The following is a 21547-nucleotide window of genomic DNA, read 5'->3' as shown; positions in this document are numbered from 1 at the left end:
CTTGTGAGCGACGACGAGATCTGCCGGCTCATCGCGAGTGTGATCTCGAAGGCTGCGGCCAAGAAAGGGGTCACGCCGGAGAAGAGTCTGCGCGGCGACCTGGGCATCGACTCGCTCGGGCTCATGAGCATCGTCTTCGTCCTGGAGGAGAAGGCGGGGATCGATGCCTTCAGTCAGGTGGAACGGTTCGTGGGAGCCGAATTCGTGTCGGACATCATCAAGATCGTACGGCAGAGCTGAGAGGCCGGTTCCATGAGCGACTCCCCAACGATCATCGACTTCCACAGTCATATCGCCTCCGAAATGTGTTTCCCGAAGTCGTTCCAGGACGGCGTCGTCGAGAACATGACCGTGGCGCTGGAGAGCCGCGGCCTGCCCGTGACCCGGGAGAAGGTCGCGAGAATGCACGCGGGAACGCTGACGGATCCGCTCTGCGACGAGCTGGTCAGGCAGATGGACGAGGCCGGGATAGCGGAATCGGTTCTGCTGCTGCCGGACTTCACCTATGCGCTCAAGGACAGCACGCACACCATTGAGGAGCTCATCGAGCACCACAGGGTGGTCGTCGAGCGCCATCCGGGCCGGTTCCGTGTGCTGGTGGGCGTGGATCCGAGGTGGGGTGCGGACGGTCTGGCGCTCTTCGAGAAGGCGATCGTCGACTACCGCTTCGACGGGATGAAGCTGTACCCGCCGTGCGGATACAAGCTGTCGGACGAACTCCTCTACCCGTACTACGAGATATGCGCGCAGTACGCGCTGCCCGTGCTGTCTCATATCGGTGCCACGTCGCCCGTACTCGATTTCGAGATCGCGCAGCCCATTTTCGTGGACAAGGCGGCCAAGGACTTCCCCGGAATCGATTTCGTGCTGGCGCACGGGAGCGTGCACTATCCGGACGAGGTGGCCATGCTGTGCAACAACCGGCCGAATATTTATGTGGATGTCAGCGGCTATGAGGCCTTCGGTGTCGAGGCGTTGAACAAGCTGTTCCGGCGGGGAATCAATCACAAGATTATTTTCGGCACCGACTGGCCGGTGTTTCGGCTCCAGGGCCGCCAGTTGAGCCTGGTCGAGAAGCTCGAAAAGGAAGGCGCGTTCCCGGACAGCATGTCCGCTGCCGACCGGGACCTCTTCTTCCACAAGAACGCGGCGCGGTTGCTCGGGAAGAACAAGCTGAAGTCGACGGTGGCCGGCACGGACGGCGGCTGACCGCCGACCGGGCCGTACCGATCCTCTCGCACGATCAACGAAAGGTATGAAGGTGGCTGAAAGCGTGACGGAAACCGGGTTCCTCGGACTGACCGACGAACAGGTGGAATTCTTCAAGGAGAACGGATTCGTCGGTCCGTTCGACCTCTACGAGGAGGGTGAGGCTCCGCTGCTGTGGAACCAGGCCATGATCGAGATGGTCACCTCCGAGAACAAGCCGCACAACTCGACGATCATCAACTACGACCGTCACCTGGACTGCAACACGCTGTCCGAGCACGTCAGCCGGCCGGAGATCATCCACAAGCTCCGCAGCCTCATCGGCGACGACATCCTGTGCTGGAAGACGAACATCTTCAAGAAGGCGCCGGGCGAGGCCGGTACGGGCTGGCACCAGGTCGAGACGTTCGTGGTCGGTGAGACCACCACCTCCACCGCTCCCTCCCTCAAGTACACGGAGGAGAGCGAGATGTTGACACAGGAGCTGACCGTCTGGACCGCGTTCTCCCCGGCGGGCAAGGAGAACGGCTGTCTGCGCTACATTCCCGGCAGCCACAAGAAGTGGTACTACGACGAGAGCAAGCCGCTCTCGCGGAACGTGGAGAGCAAGTCCCACGACTTCTTCGGATACGACTACTCGGAGCTCAAGCTCGACACCGACTGGGATCCGAACGACGAAGAAGTCTTCGAAATGGAGATGAAGCCGGGCCAGTTCGTCATCTTCCTTGCCAAGTGCATCCACGGTTCCCTGCCGAACGTCAGTGACACCACGCGTCTGGGATTTGCCTCACGCTATGTGTCGCCCTCCGTGAAGGTGTACGAGAACGTCGACAGTCTGAGCGAGTTCGGCGACACGATCAGCCTCGACTACCACGGCAGTGTCCTTGTCTCCGGCGAGGACAAGTACGGGCACAACCGGATCCACGAGAAGAACCTGAACGGCTTTGCCTTCAAGAAGGTCGAATCCGATGAGCGCTGACGAATACCGCAAGAACCTCGCCGAGTTCCTCGCGACACAGCCGATGACCAAGGACGTGACATACGAGGACGTGACGCGGGCGACGACGAGGGAAGAGCTCGGGATCAGCTCGCTGAACATCATCCTGGTGATCGTGAACTACATCAAGGAGCGCGCGAACGACAGCGTGCAGCTCCAGCCGGAGTGGGTGTCCAGGCTCGGCGACATCGAGGGCATCGTCTCCGTCATACGTGAGATCGACGAGCTCGGCTCTGTGCGGGCGACCGCGTGATCCCCGTCCTTCGGCGTGACTCGGAACCGACGGTCCTTGCGGCCGTCGGTCCGGGCCCGGCGGGTCCGGTGCGTCATGGCCACTGAGCACGAGGGCGTCGGTATCGGCTCGTTCGCGTGCGCTTTCGGCGACCTGGAGCGCAAGCCCGAGGACATCACGGACTTCGAGGCGTTGTGGCAGGCCGAGTCGCCCGACACGGAGTTCGCGGCCATGGGCTGCGGAACCTTCCGCACGATGTCGGGCCCCGTCGATGACTATGTTCTCGAGGCGGTGCGGCAGACCCTGCGGGACGGTTCCGTCCAGCCCGAGGACGTCGACCGTATCGTCTTCGCGACCAGTGATGTCCGGCTGGGCGCGCTCGGCCCTGACTTCGCCGTCCGGGTGCTGGATGCCCTGGGCCTGGTCAACTGTGTTCCCGCCGTCGTCTCCTTCCAGCAGTGCTGCAGTTCGCTGACGGCTCTGCGGCAGGCCTGGGAGCTGTTCTCCGACGATGAGGTGAACAACGTCGTCCTCGTCTCGCTGGACTTCGTCCCCGAGGACAGCGGCCGCGTCAGATCCTTCGCGCTGTTCAGCGACGCGGTCGTCAGCTGCCTGGTCAGCAGGGGTGGCGCAGGCCTGCTGAAGCTGGCCTCGACCGCCGTCGGCGTCGACCACGCCGGACTCCTCGGCCGGGATTCCTTCATGTCGAGGCAGAAGGTGGCGCGGGACTCGCTGGCCAGGGTCTTCCAACGGGCCGACCGGCGGCTGGAGGACGTCACGAAGGTGTTCCCGACGAATCTCTACGCGCCGGTTACGCTGTTCAACTCCGCGATCGCGGGCCTCGACCGGGAGTCACTGCATTTCGCCGGGACACTGTCCGCGTACGGGCACTGCGGGAACTCGGACTGGATGGTCAACCTCGCCGACTATCACAGCCGTGTGGGGATCCGTCCGGGAGAGACATATCTGGCTCAGTCGTCGGCACCCGGATTCTTCGCATGCGGGCTGCTGGTGGGGACCTGAGCCATGGGGACGACATGGAACAAGGTGAGTGGCATGGAGATTTCGGTCGACGACCTGTCCGGCAGCGAGATCGCCGATTTTCTTGAGCAACACGTCCAGGAAATGCGGGACATCACACCGCTGGAGAGCAAGCACGCCCTCGACCTCGATGGACTGCGCAGCCCTGAGGTCACCTTCTGGTCGGCCAGGGACGGCGGGGCCCTGGTGGGATGCGGCGCCGTCAAGAGAATCGGCGCCGGCCACGGGGAAATCAAGTCGATGCGCACCGATCCCGCGTGCAAGCGGCGCGGGATCGCCTCTCAACTGCTGGGCCACATCATCTCCGAGGCCCGCCGGATGGGCTTCACCCGGCTCAGCCTGGAGACCGGTTCGACCGAGTTCTTCGTCCCGGCCCGTGAGTTGTACAAGAAGTTCGAGTTCGAGTACTGCGCGCCTTTCGCGGACTACAAAGAAGACCCCAACAGTGCATTCATGACGAGACTTATCCAGCTTGAACCCTGAAGGGGAGGCTGTACGTGAAGGGCCTTGCGTATCCTTATGACAGAGGGTTGTACAGCCGGTTGTTCCTGAACTGCTACCAGCGTCAGTCGCTTGTGATGCTCGCCGAGCGGGAACCGCAGGTGCACCAGCTGTTCCATCGGTGTCTGATCAGCACGGACGACATCCTCCAGCAGATCATCAGGGAGCAACGTCCCAAGTACTCTTTCGAGAGTGGATTCTTCGACCGCGACGATCTGGAGAGAATCGGAATCGTCCGCGAGGAAGTGGAATTCGAGACGTACGCCGATGCCCGGAGCCTGCTGCTGGACGTGGTGTCCCAGGAGGGGTACGCCATCCTCGTGGGGGACGTTTTCTACTGGCCGCACTGCCCCGAGTACACCACGAAGCATCTGGTCCACACGATCCTGCTGAAGGGGTACGACCCGAAGACCGCCGAGTGGTCGCTCCTCGACGACAACCCCGCGAGCCTGCTCTGCGCGTACACCTACCCCGAGGAACTGATCGCGGCCGGCTTCGACAACGGCGAGCTGCGTCGCGTCAGGTACTTCACGACCAAACCCTTCGACGCGCAGGAGGCCGGGGTCGAAACCCGGCATGCCTTCTCCCGCCTCCTGGAGCGCTACCAGGACAGCTACACCCTGCTGTCGGACGTCGGTGAGCTCATTTCCTGCCCCTGGATCGCGCCGGAGCGGGCCGTCGCGGCACTGCACGACGCGTTCTCGGTCTACCAGGGAACGCGCGCCGGGCTGGGCGAGTACATACGCCGCACATGCGTGGCCCCCGACGTCGAAGCCGTCGTCGACCGCATCGTGAGGCAGGCCGAGGGCGTGATGAACCAGTTGCTGCTCGGCAAGGTGACGGGCTCTGTGGATCCGGGCCGGCTGACCGACGCCTGCCGCGGACTGAAGGCGGACGAGCAGGAGCTGCTGGTCCGGCTGAAGGCCGTCGACGAGGCCCGGGAATCGAAATGACGGAGATCGATGCCGCGATACTCCTTGCCGATCTCGCCCTGATCATCGTGGTGGCGCGAGCCGTCGGGCGGCTGGCGAAGGCACTCGGCCAGCCGTCGGTCATCGGGGAGATCGTGGCGGGCGTCCTGCTCGGCCCCACCCTGTTGCACGGCGCTGTCGCCGACACGCTCTTCCCGGGGGAGGTGCGGCCCTATCTCACCGCACTCGCCAATCTCGGACTGGTGCTGTTCATGTTCGTGGTGGGCCTGGAGTTCGACTTCGGAAGGCTGCGCGGCTCCGGACGGGTCGCCGGTGCGACCGTCGTCGGTTCCACCCTCGTTCCCTTCGGTCTCGGTCTGCTGCTCGCCTGGTTCCTCATCCGCGACTACGCGCCCGCCGATCGGACGGCCTTCGTCCTGTTCATCGGTGTCGCGGTGTCGGTCACGGCGTTCCCGGTACTCGCCCGGATCCTCGACGACCGGGGGATGAACGGCACATGGCTGGGGGCGATGGCACTGTCCACCGCGGCGATATGCGATCTCGCCGCATGGACGGCGCTCGCCGGCATCCAGGCCCTGGCGGGTGTGCAGGGACAGGAGCACTGGACGGTGCTCCTGATGGTTCCGTACGCGCTGGTGCTGATCACTTGTGTGCGGCCCCTGCTGAAGAGGGTTCTGGACAGACAGGGGCCCGAGGGGCTGACCTCGCCCGGCGGATTCGTCCTCGTGGTCGCCGGTGCGCTGGCGTCGGCGGCGGTGACCCAGTTGTTCGGGCTGCACTTCGTGATCGGGGCGTTCCTGTTCGGTCTCGTCATGCCGCGTCCCCGGCGCGCCGACGTCCGCGAGGCCCTGCTGCACCGTACGCGGTACACCACAGGCCTGCTCCTGCCGGTGTACTTCATCGTCGCCGGGCTGAAGGTCGACCTCTCGCGGATCGGCTCCTCCGGACTGCTCCAGCTGGGCATGATCATGCTGGTCGCGGTCACCGGGAAGTTCGCGGGCACCTGGGTCGCCGCCCGGTCGCAGGGGATCCCATCCCGTGGCGCCGCTGTGCTGGCCACCCTCATGAACACCCGGGGACTCACCGAACTCATAGCGCTGAGCATCGGGCTGGAGGCGGGGCTCATCAACGAACGGCTCTACTCGCTCTTCGTGCTCATGGCAGTGGTGACGACGGCCATGACAGGGCCGCTGCTGAGGTGGCTCATGGGCGGTGGGACCGGCACACGGGCGCAGCTGGAACCGGAGGTCCTGGTGCCGTCGGCACAGTCGGGCGAGGCGCGGTGGAAGGTCCGGTAGAAGCGTGGGAGTGGTGCGGCGCACGCTCCTCGCGGGGTTGTTGCCCGCACCGGTCGAGGTCGTCGAGGCCTTCGCGGATCCGTCGGCCTTCGAGCTGTTCCCCGAGGAGCGGGCGCTCATGGAGCGGGCCGGCTCCGCCGAACGACGACGGGAGTTCGCCACGGTACGGATGTGTGCGCACACCGCCATGCTCAGGCTGGGCGTGCCGGCGGCGCCGGTCCTCCCCTGTGAGGAGGGGGCCGACTGGGCCAGGAACGCGCCGCGCTGGCCGCGGGGCGTCGTCGGCGCGATGACCCACTGTCAGGGATACCGGGCGGCTGCCGTGGCGCGCGGTGGTGCGGTCGCGTCCGTGGGCATCGACGCGGAACCACACGCCTCGCTGCCGACAGGCGTTCAGCACGCGGTGACATCGCCCGAGGAACGAAGGGCTCTGGCGGGGCTCGCCCGCTCGCACCCCGAAGCGGCCTGGGACCGGGTCCTGTTCAGTGCCAAGGAGAGCGTCTTCAAGGCGTGGTTCCCGCTGACCGGGCGGTGGCTGGGGTTCGAGGACTGCGAGATCGCGCTGGACGCGGACCGCGGGACGTTCGCCGCCGCCCTGCGGGTCCCGGGGCCGGTGGTGGCCGGCGTGCGGATCGACGGCTTCGCCGGGCGCTGGCGGATTCTCGGCCGTCCTGGCCAGGGGACGGTCGGCACCGCGGTGGCCGTGCGGGCACCTGCCGTGTGAGGCGGCCACGAAGAGACCTATGTCCGATTTGATGTCCTTGGTTCCTTGGTGCATCAAGCTGCATGGCAACTTGATGCACCAAGACGGCGAACTCGTCCGGCAGCCCGTCTGGCACCGTTATTCCTGGTGCTGAATTCTCCTGGCCGAGAAGAACTCGGGTAGTGGGCCGCTCTTTCCTTCCGGTGGATCTCCACCCTTCGCCGTCCCGATGCACGCACGTTTCTTGACACCGATGAAGAGTTCTTCGACTACCCAGGAGGTGAAGTGGATGAGTGGCGTGGTGGGCTGGATCGATTTCCGGCGTGATCTCGGTGAGCAGGGTCGCATTCTGCATTCGATGACGGAGGCGATGCGGTTCAGGGGACCGGACACCGAGGATGTGTGGCTGTCCACGCGGGCCGGTATCGGACACAGGGGCCTGGCCGCCTCGGGATCGGCCGAAGACGTGCGACCCGCCCGGGCCGAGACCGGCCGGGGCACGGTGTACGTGGCCCATGCCGGGGAGGTCTACAACCGCGACGAGCTCAGGCGGGACATCGAGGCGGCGGGCGGTGAACTCAGGAACGGTTCCACCGCCGAGGCCCTCCTCCAGGCGTTCCTCCTCTGGGGAGCCGAATTCGCCGACCGCCTCAACGGAGCGCTGGCCTTCGCGATCTGGGACGGCAGGAACCACCGGCTGCACCTCGGCCGCGACCGTATGGGCGTCAAGCCGCTCTACTACTACGAATATCCCGGCGGAATTCTCTTCGCCTCGGAACCCAAGGGAATCATCGCCAACCCGCGCTTCGAAGCGCGACTGGACGTCTCCAAGCTCCCCATCGTCCTGCAGCCGCGGCTGAGCCTGCCGGGCGAGACCCCGCTGAAGGGGCTGAACGAGGTGCCGCCGGCCCATGTGCTGACGTACACGCAGACGGGACTCGCCCGGCGCCGCTACTGGGAGCTCGTCAGTGAGCCGCACCACGACTCCTTCGAGCGCACGGCGTACCGGGTGCGCGAGCTGCTCGACGACACGGTCAGCCGGCAACTCGTCACGGGCGTCCCGCTGGGAGCGATGCTCTCCGGCGGCATCGACTCGACGTCCGTCGCCGCACTGGCGATGCGGGCGCTGCGCAAGGACGATCCGAGCAGTGAACTGGAGACGTTCTGCGTCCAGTTCGAGAGCGATCCGGCGCACTTCGTGTCGACCGAGCTCAGGCCGGACATCGACGCCCCGTACGCCGCGGCGGCCGCCGAGTTCATCGGCACCCGGCACACCACCCTCACCGCCGCGGTGCAGGATCTGCTGGATGTCATCCCCGCGACGCGCCGCGCCCGCGACCTGCCGGGCTGGGGCCAGTTCGACGCGTCGATGTACCTCATCTTCGACCAGATCCGGCGCAACTGCTCGGTGGCTCTGACGGGCGAGGCCGCGGACGAGGTCTTCGGCGGCTATCCGTACTTCTTCAAGCAGGACGTGGTGGGCCGCGACACCTTCCCCTGGCTCGGCGACGGGCCCCGGCTGTCGCGCTTCCTGTCGCCCGGTCTGATGGCCGAGATCGACCCGGAGGAGGACGAACGCGCCCGCTATTCCGAGCTGTTGGGAAACGTTCCGCGTCTTGCCGGCGAGAGTCCCGAGGACGCCCGGCTGCGGGAGGTCTTCTATCTGGGGCTGTCCGGGCCGCTCGCGGTGATCCTCGACCGCAAGGAACGCATGAGCATGGCCCACGGACTCGACGTGCGGGTTCCGTTCTGCGACCACCGGCTCATCGAGTACGTGTGGAACGTGCCCTGGGAGCTGAAGTCCCGGGGCGGGGTGAAGGGTCTGCTGAAGGCGGCGATGGCGGACGTCCTTCCGGCGAGCACGGTGAACCGGAAGAAGAGTGCCTATCCGCATGTGCAGAACCCCGTGTACGACCAGGAACTCATCCGTGAGGCGTCGTGGATCGTCAACGACAAGGCCTCCCCGCTGTCGTGGATGTTCGACGGCGAAGGGCTCGGCGGTCTGATCCAGCAGATCAGCGCCAACGCGGTACGCGGTGAACTACCCGGTGGTTCCAACCAGGCAGCCCTGCTCATTCAACTGGTCGAAATGCGCAACTGGATGGACGAGTACCAGGTGGCTCTGCCCTGACCGGGATCGTCTGACGTCATAGTAGAAACTCCAGGGAGTCTCCCTTCATGCTTGAACTCGTCCCCATCACCGACGGAATCGGTACGGAAGTCCGCGGAGTCGACGTGACAGGTCGGATATCCGACCGGGACTTCGACCGGATCTACCAGGCCTGGATCGATACGACGATTCTTGTGTTCCGGGGCCAGGACATGACGCCCGCCGAACACATCGAATTCACTCGGCGCTTCGGCGAGGTCTACGCCTACACCCGCTCGCAGTTCAACGACAGCGAGTATCCCGAGATCCTCATCCTGTCGAATATCGCCAAGGACGGTAAGCCGATCGGCTCGGCCTACAGCGGGCGGGTGTGGCACAGCGACGGAGCGTATCTCGCGGACCCGCCGGTCGGTTCCATGCTGTACGCCCGCGAGGTTCCCCCTGTGGGTGGAGACACGTGGTACGGCAACATGATCGCCGCGTACGACGCCCTTCCCGAGACCGTCAAGGAACGGATCGAGGATCTCAAGGTCGTCATCAGCCGTGTCCAGTCCCGGCCGTACAACTACCCCGACCGCCCGGCGCCCACCGAGCGGGAGCGCGCCGAGTGGATCGACATCACCCACCCGTTGGTCCGCGTCCACGAGGTGAGCGGGCGCAAGGCGCTCTACGCGGGCGGCAACGTGCCGTGGCGCATCGAGGGCATGTCCGAGGACGAGAGCGCGCCGCTCATCACCTTCTTGCAGGAGTTCTCCGTGCAGCCGCGCTTCACGTACTGCCACCAGTGGCAGGTCGGTGACATCGTCCTGTGGGACAACCGAAGCGCGATGCACAGGGCCACGTACTACGACCATGTCGAGCACCGCAGGCTCATGCACCGGACGACCATCGCGGGCCGGCGACTCCCCGCGGGGCCGGAGCACGCCCTCCAGGCGGCCGACAAGTGATGCGATACGACTACATCATCGTCGGTGCGGGAGCCGCGGGCTGCGTGCTGGCCGGTCGGCTGACCGAGAACCCGTCGGTCCGGGTGCTGCTGCTCGAATCGGGAAGCGAGCGGCGCAGCCCGCTGCTCAGCATCCCCGCCGCCGAGACGGTCCTGATGGGCAATCCGAAGTACGACTGGTGCTTCGAGACCGATGCCGACCCCACCATCGACGGCCGGAGCGTGAGCATTCCGCGCGGGCGCCTGCTCGGGGGTTCCAACGCGATCAACGGAATGATCTTCGTACGGGGGCAGCGCGAGGACTACGACGACTGGGAGGGCATGGGCAACCCCGGCTGGTCCTGGGACGGCGTGGTGGGCTACTTCCGCAGTATGGAACGCGCCTCCGACCTCGAGGGCGAGAGCCGCGGCCGGAGCGGTCCGATCTCGGTGGGACCGCCGCGCGACCGCGACGAGCTGACCGACACCTTCCTCATGGCGGCCGTCAAGTCCGGCTACCGGGAGAACCCGGACTACAACTCCGGTGACCAGGAGGGCTTCGGCTACTACCAGGTCAACCACGAGGAGGGCCGACGCTCCTCAGCCGGCGGCACCTACCTGAAGAAGGCCAGAAGGCGGCAGAACCTCACCCTGGTCACCGACGCGCACGTCACGTCCCTGCGGTTCGACGGACGGCGATGCACCGGTGTGAGATTCCGTACCGGCGGCACCGAGCGCACCGTGGACTGCGGCAGAGAGGTGATCGTCAGCGCCGGGACCGTCCAGTCGCCGCAGCTCCTGGAACTCTCCGGAGTCGGTTCGGCGGACGTCCTCGGCCAGGCCGGGGTGCCGGTCGTGCATCATCTGCCGGGTGTCGGCGAGAACTTCCGCGACCACTTCGCGGCCCGGCTGCGCTGGCGGGTCCGCCGGCCGATCACCTTCAACGAGCGTTCCAGGGGACTGGGACTGGCCCGTGAGATCACGCAGTACGTACGGGAGCGCCGCGGGCTGCTCAGCCTGCCCATCGCGCTGGGGTACGGGTTCGTCCGGTCCTCGCAGACCGAGACCCGCCCCGACATCCAGTTCCACTTCGCCCCGGCGAGCTACGGCGGGGCCTCCAGCAGACGGCTGGACACCTCTCCCGGAATGACGCTGGGCGTCTACCCGCTCCGCCCGGAGTCCAAGGGCTCCATCCACATCCGCTCGCGGAACGCGCTGACGCCACCGTCGATCCGGCCGCGCTTCCTGGACACGGAACTCGACCGCGCCACGCTGATCGCCGGAATGCGCATCGGCCGACGCGTCATGGAGGAGCCCAGCCTCGACAAGTACCGGGCATTCGAGCTGACGCCGGGCAACGACGTGCGCACCGACGACGAACTGCTGGCCTACGCCCGGGCCCACGGCGACACCTCGTACCACCCGGTCGGCACCTGCCGCATGGGCAACGACCCCGGAGCGGTGGTCGACGAACGGCTGCGCGTGCACGGTGTGGACGGCCTCAGGGTCATCGACGCGTCCGTCATGCCCGCCATGGTCTCGGGCAATACGAACGCCGCGAGCATGATGATCGGCGAAAAAGGGGCCGCCATGGTCCTTGAGGACCTCAGAGAGCAGACCCGGGCGTAGCGGCGAAGCGTCCGCCCCGCTTCGCCCATGCCCGTTTCCAGAATGGGGAATTCAATGCCCGAAGAGCGCACGGCCGATCGCTTCGACTACGAACACAACCTCGGCAGGACCGGCTCGTACCGCGCGCACCGCAGCGCTTTCTGGCCGCCGGCCGACTCCTACACACTGAGCTGCCTGGACCTCGCCGACGCAGCCCCCCGCCTCGGGGACGGATTCCGTCAGAGCCTGGCGGTCCTGAAGTCGGCCGTCGAGGCCGAGTGGCTGCGGGTGAAGGAGATCGGCATTCCCGCCCGCCGCCGCTTCAACGACCCGCTGCCGGTCGCCGAGGCCATGCGCGACCTCGGGAAGCATCTGCCGGGCAAGGCCGACCGGCGGGCGATCGAGCTCCGCGCGAACGCCGTCCAGGACGGCTACGACGACACCATCCTTCAGGAACTCGCCTCCCTGGAGGAGGAGTTCACCGTTGTCGCCGGTCAGGTCTCCACCTGGTACGGCAAGGAGACCAGAGGGCTGCCGACTGCGTTCGGGTGCCGGGGTGTCGAGGAGGGCCGGCTTCTGGTCGCACGAGCCCTGGCGGAGAAGGACGAGGCGGCCGCCTATCTGAGGAGGCTCCACGCCGACCTGCGGATCGGCGATCTGCCGGCCTTCGGGGTGGCCGAGTTGTTCTTCATGGCGGGTGAGGGCAACCTCCATCCCAAGCACATCGCCTACTTCCTCCCCGAGGACGAGGGCGTGAAGTACTCGCCCTTCAAGAAGACCTACTACTTCGGCAACACCCACAGGGCGCTGCTGGAGAACATCTCGGCGCCCCTGGCGGCGAAGTTCCTCACGGCCGACGCACAACTCGACCCGGCCGACCCGCGCTTCGCGGCCATTCCCACCCTGGGCGTCCTCAGTCACGAACTGGGCCACTTCGTCCACCGGCCGGCCACCGACTTCAAGGAACTGAACGCGTCCGACCGCTGGGCCTCGGTGGTCCTCCAGGAGGTCGCGGCCGACGTCTTCGGCATCCTGATCCTCGCCGACGTGTGGGCGCCGCGCCTCGGCATCGACCCCGCGGACTGCATCGCGTACTACCTGGCGGAGTGCCTGCGGTATCTCGACCGCGGCCTCGGCCACTTCCCCGACAGCGACGGCATGTTCCTCCAGCTCTCCTACTTCGCTCAGCTGGGGGCCCTTGAGGTGAGCCGGGAGAACGGACTTCGCCTCGTGGGTGACTCCTCCACCGTCCTGGCGGGTCTGCGCTCGCTGGCCCGCGTCCTGGCCGACACCCTGCTCGCCGGAGAGGCCGGGAGGGCCGTCCGTCTGCACCGGTCCTTCGGACCGTCGACGGCCGCTCCGCTGGCGGCCCTGGTCGAGGAGCTCGGCCGGACCCCCCTCAAGTCCGTCGAATACACCCAAGAGCACGTCTACGCCGCCGCCAACCCGGTTGCCTGAAAGAGGAACACGATGATCGCTGAGACGCAGCAGGACCTCGGCCGGGTCCGTGACTACTACACGGCGCAGCGCCCCGTGGGCGAGGACGAGGCGAGCATCTACGCCATATGGGAGAAGGGCGGAGCCTTCAACGACTCGATCACCCCGTCCACTTACGTGCCCGAGTACCGCTCGCACATGGCGCTCAAGCTGCTTTCCCTGACGGAGGACGGAGCGAGTGTCTTCTCGATCGGCTGCGGCAACGCGGCGGTGGAGGGAGTGATCGCCGGCCTCAACCGGGTGGTCCGGGGTATCGACTTCAACGAGGAGGCCGTCGAACTGGCCCGGCAGAAGGGCGTCGACGCGTTCGCCGCCGACTATTACAAACTGCTCCCCTCGAACGTCGCCGGCGCCGACGTCATCTACGCGGACGGCTTCCTCGGCCACCTCTTCGACAGCGAGAAGGAGATGGCCCCCGCGCTGGCCAAACTGGCGGACCTCCGCCTGAAGTCCGGCACCGTCCTGGTGTTCTCCAACGACGCGCCCCAGGACCCCCAGGTGGCGTTCGCCCCGCACGAGCGGGTGGAGGACTTCTGGTTCATCTCCAAGGACTACCTCCAGGCGCGACTCTCGGACCTGGGATACGTGACGGTGGAGAGCTACTACTTCCCGTACATGCGGCCCATCAGCGGTATGCGCAACCGCACGATCTGCATCGTGCGCGTTCCGTAAGGACGGGTCACCCGTCCCACACCAGAGGGGGAACCACCTTGCCCATGCCGGATGGGTTCTCGCGGCGTCTGCTACCGCTGCTCAAGGAGATCGTGGCAGGTTACGGCACTCCTTTCCACATCTACGACGCCCGCGGCATCGTCGACACCCACCGCTCCATGGCGGCGGCCTTCGAAGGGGAGCCCTACCGCCAGTACTTCGCGGTCAAGGCACTGCCGAACCCGCACATCCTGTCGTTGCTGCTGGCCGAGGGGAGCGGGCTCGACTGCGCCTCGCCGGTCGAGTTGGAGCTGGCGCAGAGCGTCGGTGCGCAGGCCGGCGACGTGGTGTTCACCTCCAACAACACCGCGGTGGCGGAGTACGAGTTCGCGCTCAAGACCGGGGCGCTCGTCACCTTCGACGACCGCTCGTTCCTCGACAAGGCCGACACCCTGCCGGAGACGGTCGCCTTCCGGGTCTCGCCGCACGGTCTCGCCGCGGGCTCGCGTCTCATGGGTGACGCGGCCGCGACCAAGTTCGGGGTGCCGGTCCCCGAACTGGCCGACGCCTACCGAGAGGCGAAGCGGCGCGGCGCCACCCGCTTCGGTATCCACGGCATGATCAGCGCCAACGAGCTGGACGTGGACCGGGCAGTCCGGGCCGCGGTGGACGTGATCGAACTCGGCGCCAGGGTCGCGGAGTCGGCCGGTATCGAGCTCGAATACGTCAACGTGGGCGGCGGCCTGGGCATCCCCTACCGCCCGCAGGACCAGGCGCTCGACTTCAAGGTCTACGCGGACGCGATCCTCGCGGCGCGCCGCCGCTGCTTCCGGCGGTCGAGTCCCCGGATCGTGATGGAGTGCGGGCGCTATGTCACAGGGCCGCACGGCGTGCTGGTGACCAGCGTGATCAATCGCTGCAGCAAGGGCCGGGAGATCGTCGGTGTGGACGCCTCGATGTCCGCGCTGATGCGCCCCGGCTTCTACGGGGCCTACCACCACCTGAGCCTCCCCTTCGCGGGCGAACGCCCCGAATCGCGGTTCGACGTGGTCGGCGCGCTCTGCGAGAACATGGACAAATTCGCGGTCGACAGGGAACTCCCCGACCCCCGGGACGGGGACATCGCGATCGTCCACGACACCGGGGCCCACGGCCATGCGATGGGCTTCAACTACAACGGGCGGCTGAGGCCGGCGGAGCTCCTGCTGACCACGGACGGCGACGTCGTCGAGATCCGCCGGGCCGAGAGCTTCGACGACTACCTCGCCACGGTGCGGCCCCAGCCGGTACCGGTCCTGAGCGCGGCGACGGGCCCTTCCGCGGCGCCGGCCGCACAGCACGTGCAAGCGGCACGGACAGAACATGGAGCACAGGGGTGAGCGGCAGCATGGATTCCAGAGCACTGATCGAGAGCGCCTTCGAACGCCGTGGCGAACTGACGGGCGCGGATCTCGCGGAGCTCGCACCGCACATCGAGGCGGGCCTCACCGCCCTCGACCGGGGTGAGCTGAGGGCCGCGAACCCGGTGGACGGGCACTGGGCCGCCGACACCTTCGTCAAGAAGCTGATCCTCCTCTCCTTCCCCGCGCAGCGGAACGCCCTGGCGGACTCCGGTACAGGCCGGCCCAAGAGCTTCGACAAGGTGCCTCTGAAGTTCGAGGCATGGCAGGAGTCCGACTTCGAGAAGTCCCGGATCAGGGTGGTTCCGGGGGCCGTCGTCCGGCACGGTGCGTATGTCGCACCCGGGGTCGTACTCATGCCGTCCTTCGTGAACATCGGTGCCTACGTCGGCGCGGGCACCATGATCGACACCTGGGCCACCGTCGGCTCCTGCGCGCAGATCGGAGAGCGCTGCCACATTTCCGGAGGCGCGGGCATCGGCGGCGTGCTCGAACCCATCGGCGACAACCCCGTCGTCATCGAGGACGACGTGTTCATCGGCGCGCGCAGCGAGGTCGCGGAAGGCGTCCGGGTCCGCCGGGGAGCCGTGATCGGCATGGGCGTGTACCTGGGAGCGTCCACGCCCATCGTCGACCGGGCGACAGGCGAGGTGCTCCGGGGCGAGGTGCCGGAGGACGCGGTGGTCGTCGCAGGCGCGCGCACCGACCCCCGGCGGCCGGAGATCTCGACCTACGCCGCGGTGATCGTGAAGTACGCGGACGAGCGGACCCGGGGCAAGACCGCGCTGAACGATCTGGTGCGGGACTGAGCGATGAACCTTGTCCGCAGCGCCTTCGCACGGTTGCGTGACCTGCAGCTCGGCATTCCCACGCCGCCGGGGCTCGACCCGATCCAGCTCCACCTGGGCGAGTCCCGGCTGGAGGCCATGGCGGTCGATGTCGCGCCCCTGGCCGCCGCCGAGGGGTGGACCCGCTATCCGCAGCTCGGGGGTACCGCCGAGCTGCGGACGGCGTACGCCGGGTGGCTCGAACGCCGTTTCGGTGTACGGGAGATCCTGTCGGGCGGAGACCTCGTGGTCGAACCCACTCCGGGGACCAAGCAGGCCGTGACCGTCGCCGTGGACCGCGCCGTGCGGCAGGTCCGGGGCGGCGGTGAGGCGGCGGTGGTCATGCCGAACCCCTTCTATCCGACGTACCACGCCGCCGCCGTGGCGGCGGGCGCCCGGCCCGTGTACTACGGCCTCGACGGCAAGGATCCGGGACACGTCCGGGATGCCGTCGCCGCGGCGGGCGCCCCCGTCGCCGCGATCCTCGTGTGCAATCCGGGCAACCCGGGCGGCGAGATTCTCCCGGAGTCCTTCCTCCAGGACGTGGCGAAGACCGCGGCCGCGTCCGGGGCCCTCCTGATCGTCGACGAGTGCTACACGGATCTGTTCCTCGGGGCCGCTCCGCCCGGCTATCTCTCCCTCGTGGAGCGGAGGGCGGTGGAGCCGGGGCGCTTCCTCGTACTCCACAGTCTGTCCAAGCGCTCCGGTGCGCCGGGACTGCGCAGCGGATTCGCGGCCGGCGACCCGCAGACCGTCTCCGACTACGCGTACTACAACCGGGTGTGCGGGGTGTCGACCCCCCTGCCGGTCTGTGCCGTGGCGGCGCAGCTGTGGCGGGACGAGGCCCATGTGCTGCGGACACGGCGGGCGTTGGCCGGGAACTGGGACCTCGCGGACGCGCAGTTGGCCGAAGTCCCCGGCTACCACCGGGCCGAGGCAGGATTCTTCCTCTGGCTGCCGGTGGAGGACGACGAGGCCACGGCCCGTCACCTGTGGCGCGAGAGTGCCCTCTCGGTCATGCCGGGCCGCTACCTCGGGGTCGCGGGGAGCGACGGAGTCCACCCGGGCACGGGCCGCCTTCGGATCGCCCTCGTTCACGAACAGCCCCTGATGCGCGAGGCGTTGGAACGCCTTCGCCGCGTCATGGCCGCAGGTGCCCCCTGAGCGGGGCTCGTCGTCGTACCGGCGACACGGACCGACCATCCATCCTCGACCCCAAGGACACCTCCCCATGACGCGCCCCGAGGAGAAGCCGCTGCTGCTGGTGATCACCAGCGGACTCCAGCGCTACCGCGAGTACTTGCTGCGTTCGATAGCCACCCGATACCGCGTCCACCTCATCGATTCCGTCGCGCCCGGCTGGGAGCTCCCCCATCTGGCGGGCAGCACGGTGGTGCCGGACACGGGCGCGCAGTCCGTCCTGGCCGCCGCCCGGCGGATCGCCGCCCAGCAGCCGGTGTCCGGGGTGATGAGCTGGCACGAGGAGCACATCGTGCAGGCGGCCCTGGTCGCCGAAGAACTCGGGCTGCCGGGCACCAGGGCCGCGGCGGTGCACCGCTGCCGGGACAAGTTCGCGACCCGGACCGCGCTGGAGGCCGAGAAGCTCCCCCAGCCGGCGTTCGAACTCGTGGGGGATCTCCAGGAGGCGCTGGCAGCGGCGGACCGGCTCGGCTATCCCGTGGTGATCAAGCCCCGTGCCGCAGGCGGCAGTCAAGGGGTCGTCCTCGTGCGGGACGCCGCCGAACTGGCCGACCAGTTCAGTGCCACGCGTGACGTCCCGGTCCCGCACACGCCCGACTTCGACCGGGTGGTCCTGGTCGAGGAGTACCTGGCGGGGCCGGAGATCAGCGTCGACTCGGTCGTGTTCGAGGGCCGGGTCGCTCCGGTCTTCGTGGGCCGCAAGGAGGTCGGCTTCCCGCCGTACTTCGAGGAGACCGGGCACCGGGTGAGCGGCGCCGACCCCCTGCTGTCGGACCCGGACCTGCTGCGCACGCTGACCGGCATTCACCTGGCTCTCGGCGTCACGGACGGGTGGACGCACACAGAACTCAAGCTGACCCCGGACGGCCCGAAGCTGATCGAGGTCAACGGGCGGCTGGGCGGCGACCTCATCCCGTACCTCGGTATGCGCGCCTCCGGCGTGGATCCCGGTCTGGCCGCGGCCGATGTGGCCTGCGGCACGCCCCCGGTGACGGCTCCGTCGGAAGCCGCCTTCGCCGGGGTGCGGTTCTTCTACCCGCAGCGGAACGACACGGTGATCGAGTCGGTGGACTTCGACCGGGCCGGGCTGCCCGAGGAGATCGACCGACTGGAGCCGCTGGTCGGCCGCGGAGAGGTGGTCTCCCCGCCTCGCAAGGGCCTGATCGACGGGCGGATCGCGCTGGCGACGGCGGTGGCCCCGACCGCCGAGGCCTGCGAAGCCGCTCTCGACCGGGCGCAGAACGCGCTCCGGCTGTCCGTCGGTGAGCCCTCGGCCGACCGTGAATCCGCCGAGTAGGAAAGGTTGTTCATGCACATTCTCGTCATGCACCGCATACCGGACTCGTTCGTGCACTTCGCCGAGACCATCGACCACACGGCGCACGAGGTCACCTATGTGAGTGCCCCCGACCGGCTGGCCACCCTCCCCGAGGGAGTGCCGGCCCGCCGGATCGAACGTCCCGGCACCGGCGACACCGCGGCCGAGGTGCTCGCGGCGGTCGCCGGTATCCCGAAGCCGGACCTCGTCGTCACGCTGTCCGAGTACGACCTGCTCGCGGCGGCCGAGGTGCGCGAGGCACTGGGAGTCGCGGGACCGAAGGTCGCCGACGTGATGCCGGCCCGGGACAAGCTCGTCATGAAGGCGGCGGTCGCGGCTGCCGGACTGCGGACTCCTCACTGCGCCCCGCTGACGAAGGCACTGGCCGAGGACGCCACCGCGCTGCCCTGGAGCGGCCGCACCATCCTCAAGCCGCTCCGCGGCGCGTCCAGCGAGGGAGTCTCGGCGTACCGGACGGTGGCCGACGCGCTGGCGGCGGCGCGTGACGGCGGTCTGCCGGGAGACCTCGACGAATTCGAGATCGAGGAGTTCGTCGAGGGGCCCGTCATCCACGTCGACGGACTGCTGGCGGCGGGTGAGCCCGTCGCCGTCCAGACGAGCCGGTACGTCGGTACCTGCCTGGAGTACGCGCAGGGCAGACCGCTGGGTTCCGTGCAGATCGACACGGTGCCGGAGACCGTCGACTGGACCCTCGACTGTCTGCGTGCGGTCGGCATCGACGACGGCCCCTTCCACCTGGAGGCGTTCGAGACCCCCGAAGGTCTCGCCTTCCTCGAAGTGGGGGCACGGGTCGGCGGTGCGGACGTGGTCGACACCTTCGAGCTGGCCACCGGGGTGCACATGCCGTCCGCCCAGGTCCGGCTGATGGTGGAGGGGCCGGGCGAGCGTCCCCCCGTACGGGTCGCGGGTCCGGACGAGCGGTACGGCTGGTTCGCGGTACCGGGGCACACCCTTGGCTCGCGGTACTGCCGTATCGAGGGCGAGAAGGCTTTCCGGGACGATCCCGTGGTCCTGCGCTGGCTCCAGCGGGGAGCCGACGAGCCGGTCAAGGACGTCATCACGTACGCGGACACCGACGTGCCGATCGCCGGTGTCGTCGGGCCCGCGCCCGCACCCGTACTGGAACGGTTCCTCACCGACTTCTTCGCCTCGGTGACCGTGGCACCGGCGGAGGGACCGTGACGAATCTCCAGCCCCGCCTCGTGGTCGCCGCCCGTACCACTGAAGGCGTTTCCGCGGTCCTCACCGACGAAACCGTCCCGCCGATCACCGTGGGCGCCTATCCGGGCTCGGAGTTCTTTCTGCTCTGGGGCACAGAGGACGGCGGCGCCACCGTCGGCACCGGACCCCGGCAGCCCAGGACCCTGCCCTTCTTCGCGGGCAGCGGTGGTACACGCCTGCTCTTCGCACGGTACGAGCCCGAGTCCACCGCTTTCGGTCCGGTCGGTGATCCCGTCGAGCTGGTCGCCGAGCTCGACGAGAAACTCCCCGGTCTGAGAGAGGTGTTCGAGCCCGGCGACACCGGGATGCACACCACCGACACGCTCGACTACGCCGTCTGCCTGGAAGGCGAGCTGCACCTGGAACTGGACGACGGCCACGAGGTCCTGGTGACCCCGGGAACCTGCGTCGTCCAGCTGGGAACCCGCCACGCCTGGCACAACCGCGGCGACAGAACGGCCCTCATGTGCTTCGTGGGCATCGGCGCCGTCCGTGACTCCTGACCGCCGCCCGGCCGTCCGCACGCCGTGCGGAGGAAGCAGAGCAACGACATGAACAGTAGGAACCTCGGAGCCCGCTTCCGGTCGTGGCTGCCCGCCGGACACAGCGCCCGGCGGCTCATCGCGGCGTCGTTCGTCGACTCCGTCGGCACAGGTCTGTTCATCGCGGGCTCAGCCCTGTTCTTCACCCGGGTGCTGGGACTGTCCACCGTCCAGATCGGTCTGGGGCTGACCCTCGCCGGTCTCGCCGGATTCCTCGGCATGGTCCCGGTGGGCCGGCTGGCCGACCGGATCGGTGGCAAACGCGCCATCGTGGTCCTGTATTCGTGGCGGGGGGTGTGCTTCGTCGTCTACCCCTTCGCCCGCGAGCCCGGGGTCTTCTTCGTGGTGGCATTCCTCATCGGCATAGCGGAGTGGGGCGGAGGCCCGATCGTCCAGGGCATCGTCGGCGCCGTTGAGGGGGAGCAGACACGGGTGCGGACCATGGCGGTGATCGCCTCCGTCCGCAACGTCGGCTTCAGCCTGGGTGCGGTGCTCGCTTCCGTGGCGTTGGTGGCGAACAGCGCGACGGCCTTCGCCGGTCTCGTGTTCGCGGACGCGGCGACGTTCTTCGCGGCCGCGGTCCTGTTGTCCCGGCTGCCCGCGGCGGCGAACGCGACGACCGGCCGTCAGCGCGCCGGCAAGTCCGTCATGAAGGTGCACAACCCCTTGTTCCTGGCGCTCGCAGGTCTCAATGGAGTGCTTTTCCTGCACTCCATCCTGCTCACGGTGGCGCTTCCCCTGTGGGTCGTGACCAAGACCGAGGCCCCTTCCGTCGTGGTGGGAGCCGTCGTCGTACTCAACACGGTCCTGGTCATCGTGCTTCAGGTCCGGCTGAGCGGTGGCTCCTCCGACCTGCCGAGCGCCGCCAGGCGCCAGCAGTGGTCGGGGTGGTGCCTGGCCGGGTGCTGCCTGCTGCTGGCCTTGAGCGCCCGCACCGGACCGGTGTGGGCGACCGTCCTGATCGTGGCCGCGACCGTCGCCCTGACGCTGGGTGAGATCTGGCAGTCGGTCGGCGCGTGGCGGCTGTCCTACGCGCTGGCCCCGGAGGACCAGCGCGGGTACTACCTGTCGGTCTACGAACTCGGCACCAGCGGCATCTCCGCCGCGGGACCCGCGCTGCTCACCTGGTCGGTGATCGGAACCGGCGACGTGGGCTGGGCCGGCCTGGCCGCCTGCTTCGTCCTCACCGGTCTCGCGGTCGTGGTGATCGCGGGCCGGGCGGGACGGATTCTGACCACCACCATCGCGGACGAATCGACGCCCGGGAAGCCGGCGCCGGGCGTCGCGATGAAGCAATCACAGGAGAGTTGATCC

At 67.9% G+C, this 21547-nt stretch carries 21 protein-coding genes; all 21 read left to right on the top strand.

Annotated features, from left to right (window positions below; all coding sequences use genetic code 11):
- The first annotated feature begins 3 nt into the window (after positions 1-3).
- The 21 genes from N4G66_RS27140 (at position 4) to N4G66_RS27040 (ending at position 21544) form a co-directional block, all read left to right on the top strand.
- Positions 4-240 carry an acyl carrier protein gene (locus N4G66_RS27140; RefSeq protein WP_261706834.1) on the top strand — a complete coding sequence of 79 codons (237 nt, stop codon included), beginning with the start codon at positions 4-6 and terminating at the stop codon, positions 238-240.
- 12 nt (positions 241-252) lie between these two features.
- Positions 253-1209 (top strand): amidohydrolase family protein, encoded by a 957-nt coding sequence (locus tag N4G66_RS27135; RefSeq protein WP_261706833.1) that lies wholly within the window; start codon positions 253-255, stop codon positions 1207-1209.
- A gap of 64 nt (positions 1210-1273) precedes the next feature.
- Positions 1274-2188 (top strand): chlorinating enzyme, encoded by a 915-nt coding sequence (locus N4G66_RS27130; RefSeq protein WP_261706832.1) that lies wholly within the window; start codon positions 1274-1276, stop codon positions 2186-2188.
- Positions 2178-2459, top strand: coding sequence for a hypothetical protein (locus N4G66_RS27125; RefSeq protein ID WP_261706831.1), 282 nt, complete (start codon positions 2178-2180; stop codon positions 2457-2459). The genes N4G66_RS27130 and N4G66_RS27125 overlap by 11 nt, the downstream gene beginning before the upstream one ends.
- Positions 2460-2534: 75 nt before the next feature.
- Positions 2535-3461, top strand: coding sequence for a hypothetical protein (locus tag N4G66_RS27120; RefSeq protein ID WP_261706830.1), 927 nt, complete (start codon positions 2535-2537; stop codon positions 3459-3461).
- 33 nt (positions 3462-3494) lie between these two features.
- Positions 3495-3962 carry a GNAT family N-acetyltransferase gene (locus N4G66_RS27115; RefSeq protein ID WP_261706829.1) on the top strand — a complete coding sequence of 156 codons (468 nt, stop codon included), beginning with the start codon at positions 3495-3497 and terminating at the stop codon, positions 3960-3962.
- 47 nt (positions 3963-4009) lie between these two features.
- Entirely contained in the window at positions 4010-4933 is a 924-nt protein-coding gene (locus N4G66_RS27110; protein WP_261706828.1) for a hypothetical protein, read from the top strand.
- Complete coding sequence (locus N4G66_RS27105) at positions 4930-6210, top strand: cation:proton antiporter domain-containing protein (protein WP_261706827.1); 1281 nt, start codon at positions 4930-4932, stop codon at positions 6208-6210. The genes N4G66_RS27110 and N4G66_RS27105 overlap by 4 nt, the downstream gene beginning before the upstream one ends.
- A gap of 4 nt (positions 6211-6214) precedes the next feature.
- Positions 6215-6934, top strand: a complete 720-nt coding sequence (locus N4G66_RS27100; protein ID WP_261706826.1) for a 4'-phosphopantetheinyl transferase family protein — start codon at positions 6215-6217, stop codon at positions 6932-6934.
- Between the two features lie 268 nt (positions 6935-7202).
- The gene (gene asnB, locus N4G66_RS27095; protein WP_261706825.1) at positions 7203-9044 is read left to right on the top strand and encodes an asparagine synthase (glutamine-hydrolyzing); all 1842 of its coding nucleotides are present in this window, start codon (positions 7203-7205) and stop codon (positions 9042-9044) included.
- 47 nt (positions 9045-9091) lie between these two features.
- Complete coding sequence (locus tag N4G66_RS27090; protein ID WP_261706824.1) at positions 9092-9970, top strand: TauD/TfdA dioxygenase family protein; 879 nt, start codon at positions 9092-9094, stop codon at positions 9968-9970.
- Complete coding sequence (locus N4G66_RS27085) at positions 9970-11577, top strand: GMC family oxidoreductase (protein ID WP_261706823.1); 1608 nt, start codon at positions 9970-9972, stop codon at positions 11575-11577. The genes N4G66_RS27090 and N4G66_RS27085 overlap by 1 nt, the downstream gene beginning before the upstream one ends.
- 54 nt (positions 11578-11631) lie before the next feature.
- Positions 11632-13014 (top strand): hypothetical protein, encoded by a 1383-nt coding sequence (locus tag N4G66_RS27080; protein ID WP_261706822.1) that lies wholly within the window; start codon positions 11632-11634, stop codon positions 13012-13014.
- Between the two features lie 12 nt (positions 13015-13026).
- Complete coding sequence (locus N4G66_RS27075; RefSeq protein WP_261706821.1) at positions 13027-13725, top strand: class I SAM-dependent methyltransferase; 699 nt, start codon at positions 13027-13029, stop codon at positions 13723-13725.
- Positions 13726-13769: 44 nt separating this feature from the next.
- Entirely contained in the window at positions 13770-15083 is a 1314-nt protein-coding gene (locus tag N4G66_RS27070; protein ID WP_261706820.1) for a diaminopimelate decarboxylase, read from the top strand.
- 8 nt (positions 15084-15091) lie between these two features.
- Positions 15092-15913 (top strand): 2,3,4,5-tetrahydropyridine-2,6-dicarboxylate N-succinyltransferase, encoded by an 822-nt coding sequence (locus tag N4G66_RS27065; protein ID WP_261706819.1) that lies wholly within the window; start codon positions 15092-15094, stop codon positions 15911-15913.
- Positions 15914-15916: 3 nt separating this feature from the next.
- The gene (locus N4G66_RS27060) at positions 15917-17095 is read left to right on the top strand and encodes an aminotransferase class I/II-fold pyridoxal phosphate-dependent enzyme (protein WP_261706818.1); all 1179 of its coding nucleotides are present in this window, start codon (positions 15917-15919) and stop codon (positions 17093-17095) included.
- 67 nt (positions 17096-17162) lie between these two features.
- Complete coding sequence (locus tag N4G66_RS27055; RefSeq protein WP_261706817.1) at positions 17163-18428, top strand: ATP-grasp domain-containing protein; 1266 nt, start codon at positions 17163-17165, stop codon at positions 18426-18428.
- Between the two features lie 12 nt (positions 18429-18440).
- A complete protein-coding gene (locus tag N4G66_RS27050) occupies positions 18441-19652 on the top strand; it encodes an ATP-grasp domain-containing protein (protein ID WP_261706816.1) in 1212 nt (403 codons plus the stop codon).
- Positions 19649-20194: a cupin domain-containing protein gene (locus N4G66_RS27045; RefSeq protein ID WP_261706815.1), complete on the top strand. Its 546-nt coding sequence runs from the start codon at positions 19649-19651 to the stop codon at positions 20192-20194. The genes N4G66_RS27050 and N4G66_RS27045 overlap by 4 nt, the downstream gene beginning before the upstream one ends.
- Before the next feature lie 48 nt (positions 20195-20242).
- Entirely contained in the window at positions 20243-21544 is a 1302-nt protein-coding gene (locus tag N4G66_RS27040) for an MFS transporter (RefSeq protein WP_261706814.1), read from the top strand.
- Positions 21545-21547 lie beyond the last annotated feature (3 nt).

Source organism: Streptomyces rhizosphaerihabitans (genome assembly GCF_025399795.1).
In the GTDB taxonomy this organism is placed as follows: domain Bacteria; phylum Actinomycetota; class Actinomycetes; order Streptomycetales; family Streptomycetaceae; genus Streptomyces; species Streptomyces rhizosphaerihabitans.
This window is presented reverse-complemented; position numbering and strand designations above follow the sequence as displayed.

Bases quoted from the DNA above. Each gene is read 5' to 3' on its own strand.
- N4G66_RS27135 (WP_261706833.1), top strand. From the start codon at position 253: ATGAGCGACTCCCCAACGATCATCGACTTCCACAGTCATATCGCCTCC.
- N4G66_RS27125 (WP_261706831.1), top strand. From the start codon at position 2,178: ATGAGCGCTGACGAATACCGCAAGAACCTCGCCGAGTTCCTCGCGACA.
- N4G66_RS27120 (WP_261706830.1), top strand. From the start codon at position 2,535: ATGGCCACTGAGCACGAGGGCGTCGGTATCGGCTCGTTCGCGTGCGCT.
- N4G66_RS27115 (WP_261706829.1), top strand. From the start codon at position 3,495: ATGGAGATTTCGGTCGACGACCTGTCCGGCAGCGAGATCGCCGATTTT.
- N4G66_RS27105 (WP_261706827.1), top strand. From the start codon at position 4,930: ATGACGGAGATCGATGCCGCGATACTCCTTGCCGATCTCGCCCTGATC.
- asnB (WP_261706825.1), top strand. From the start codon at position 7,203: ATGAGTGGCGTGGTGGGCTGGATCGATTTCCGGCGTGATCTCGGTGAG.
- N4G66_RS27090 (WP_261706824.1), top strand. From the start codon at position 9,092: ATGCTTGAACTCGTCCCCATCACCGACGGAATCGGTACGGAAGTCCGC.
- N4G66_RS27085 (WP_261706823.1), top strand. From the start codon at position 9,970: ATGCGATACGACTACATCATCGTCGGTGCGGGAGCCGCGGGCTGCGTG.
- N4G66_RS27080 (WP_261706822.1), top strand. From the start codon at position 11,632: ATGCCCGAAGAGCGCACGGCCGATCGCTTCGACTACGAACACAACCTC.
- N4G66_RS27075 (WP_261706821.1), top strand. From the start codon at position 13,027: ATGATCGCTGAGACGCAGCAGGACCTCGGCCGGGTCCGTGACTACTAC.
- N4G66_RS27070 (WP_261706820.1), top strand. From the start codon at position 13,770: ATGCCGGATGGGTTCTCGCGGCGTCTGCTACCGCTGCTCAAGGAGATC.
- N4G66_RS27065 (WP_261706819.1), top strand. From the start codon at position 15,092: ATGGATTCCAGAGCACTGATCGAGAGCGCCTTCGAACGCCGTGGCGAA.
- N4G66_RS27060 (WP_261706818.1), top strand. From the start codon at position 15,917: ATGAACCTTGTCCGCAGCGCCTTCGCACGGTTGCGTGACCTGCAGCTC.
- N4G66_RS27055 (WP_261706817.1), top strand. From the start codon at position 17,163: ATGACGCGCCCCGAGGAGAAGCCGCTGCTGCTGGTGATCACCAGCGGA.
- N4G66_RS27050 (WP_261706816.1), top strand. From the start codon at position 18,441: ATGCACATTCTCGTCATGCACCGCATACCGGACTCGTTCGTGCACTTC.
- N4G66_RS27040 (WP_261706814.1), top strand. From the start codon at position 20,243: ATGAACAGTAGGAACCTCGGAGCCCGCTTCCGGTCGTGGCTGCCCGCC.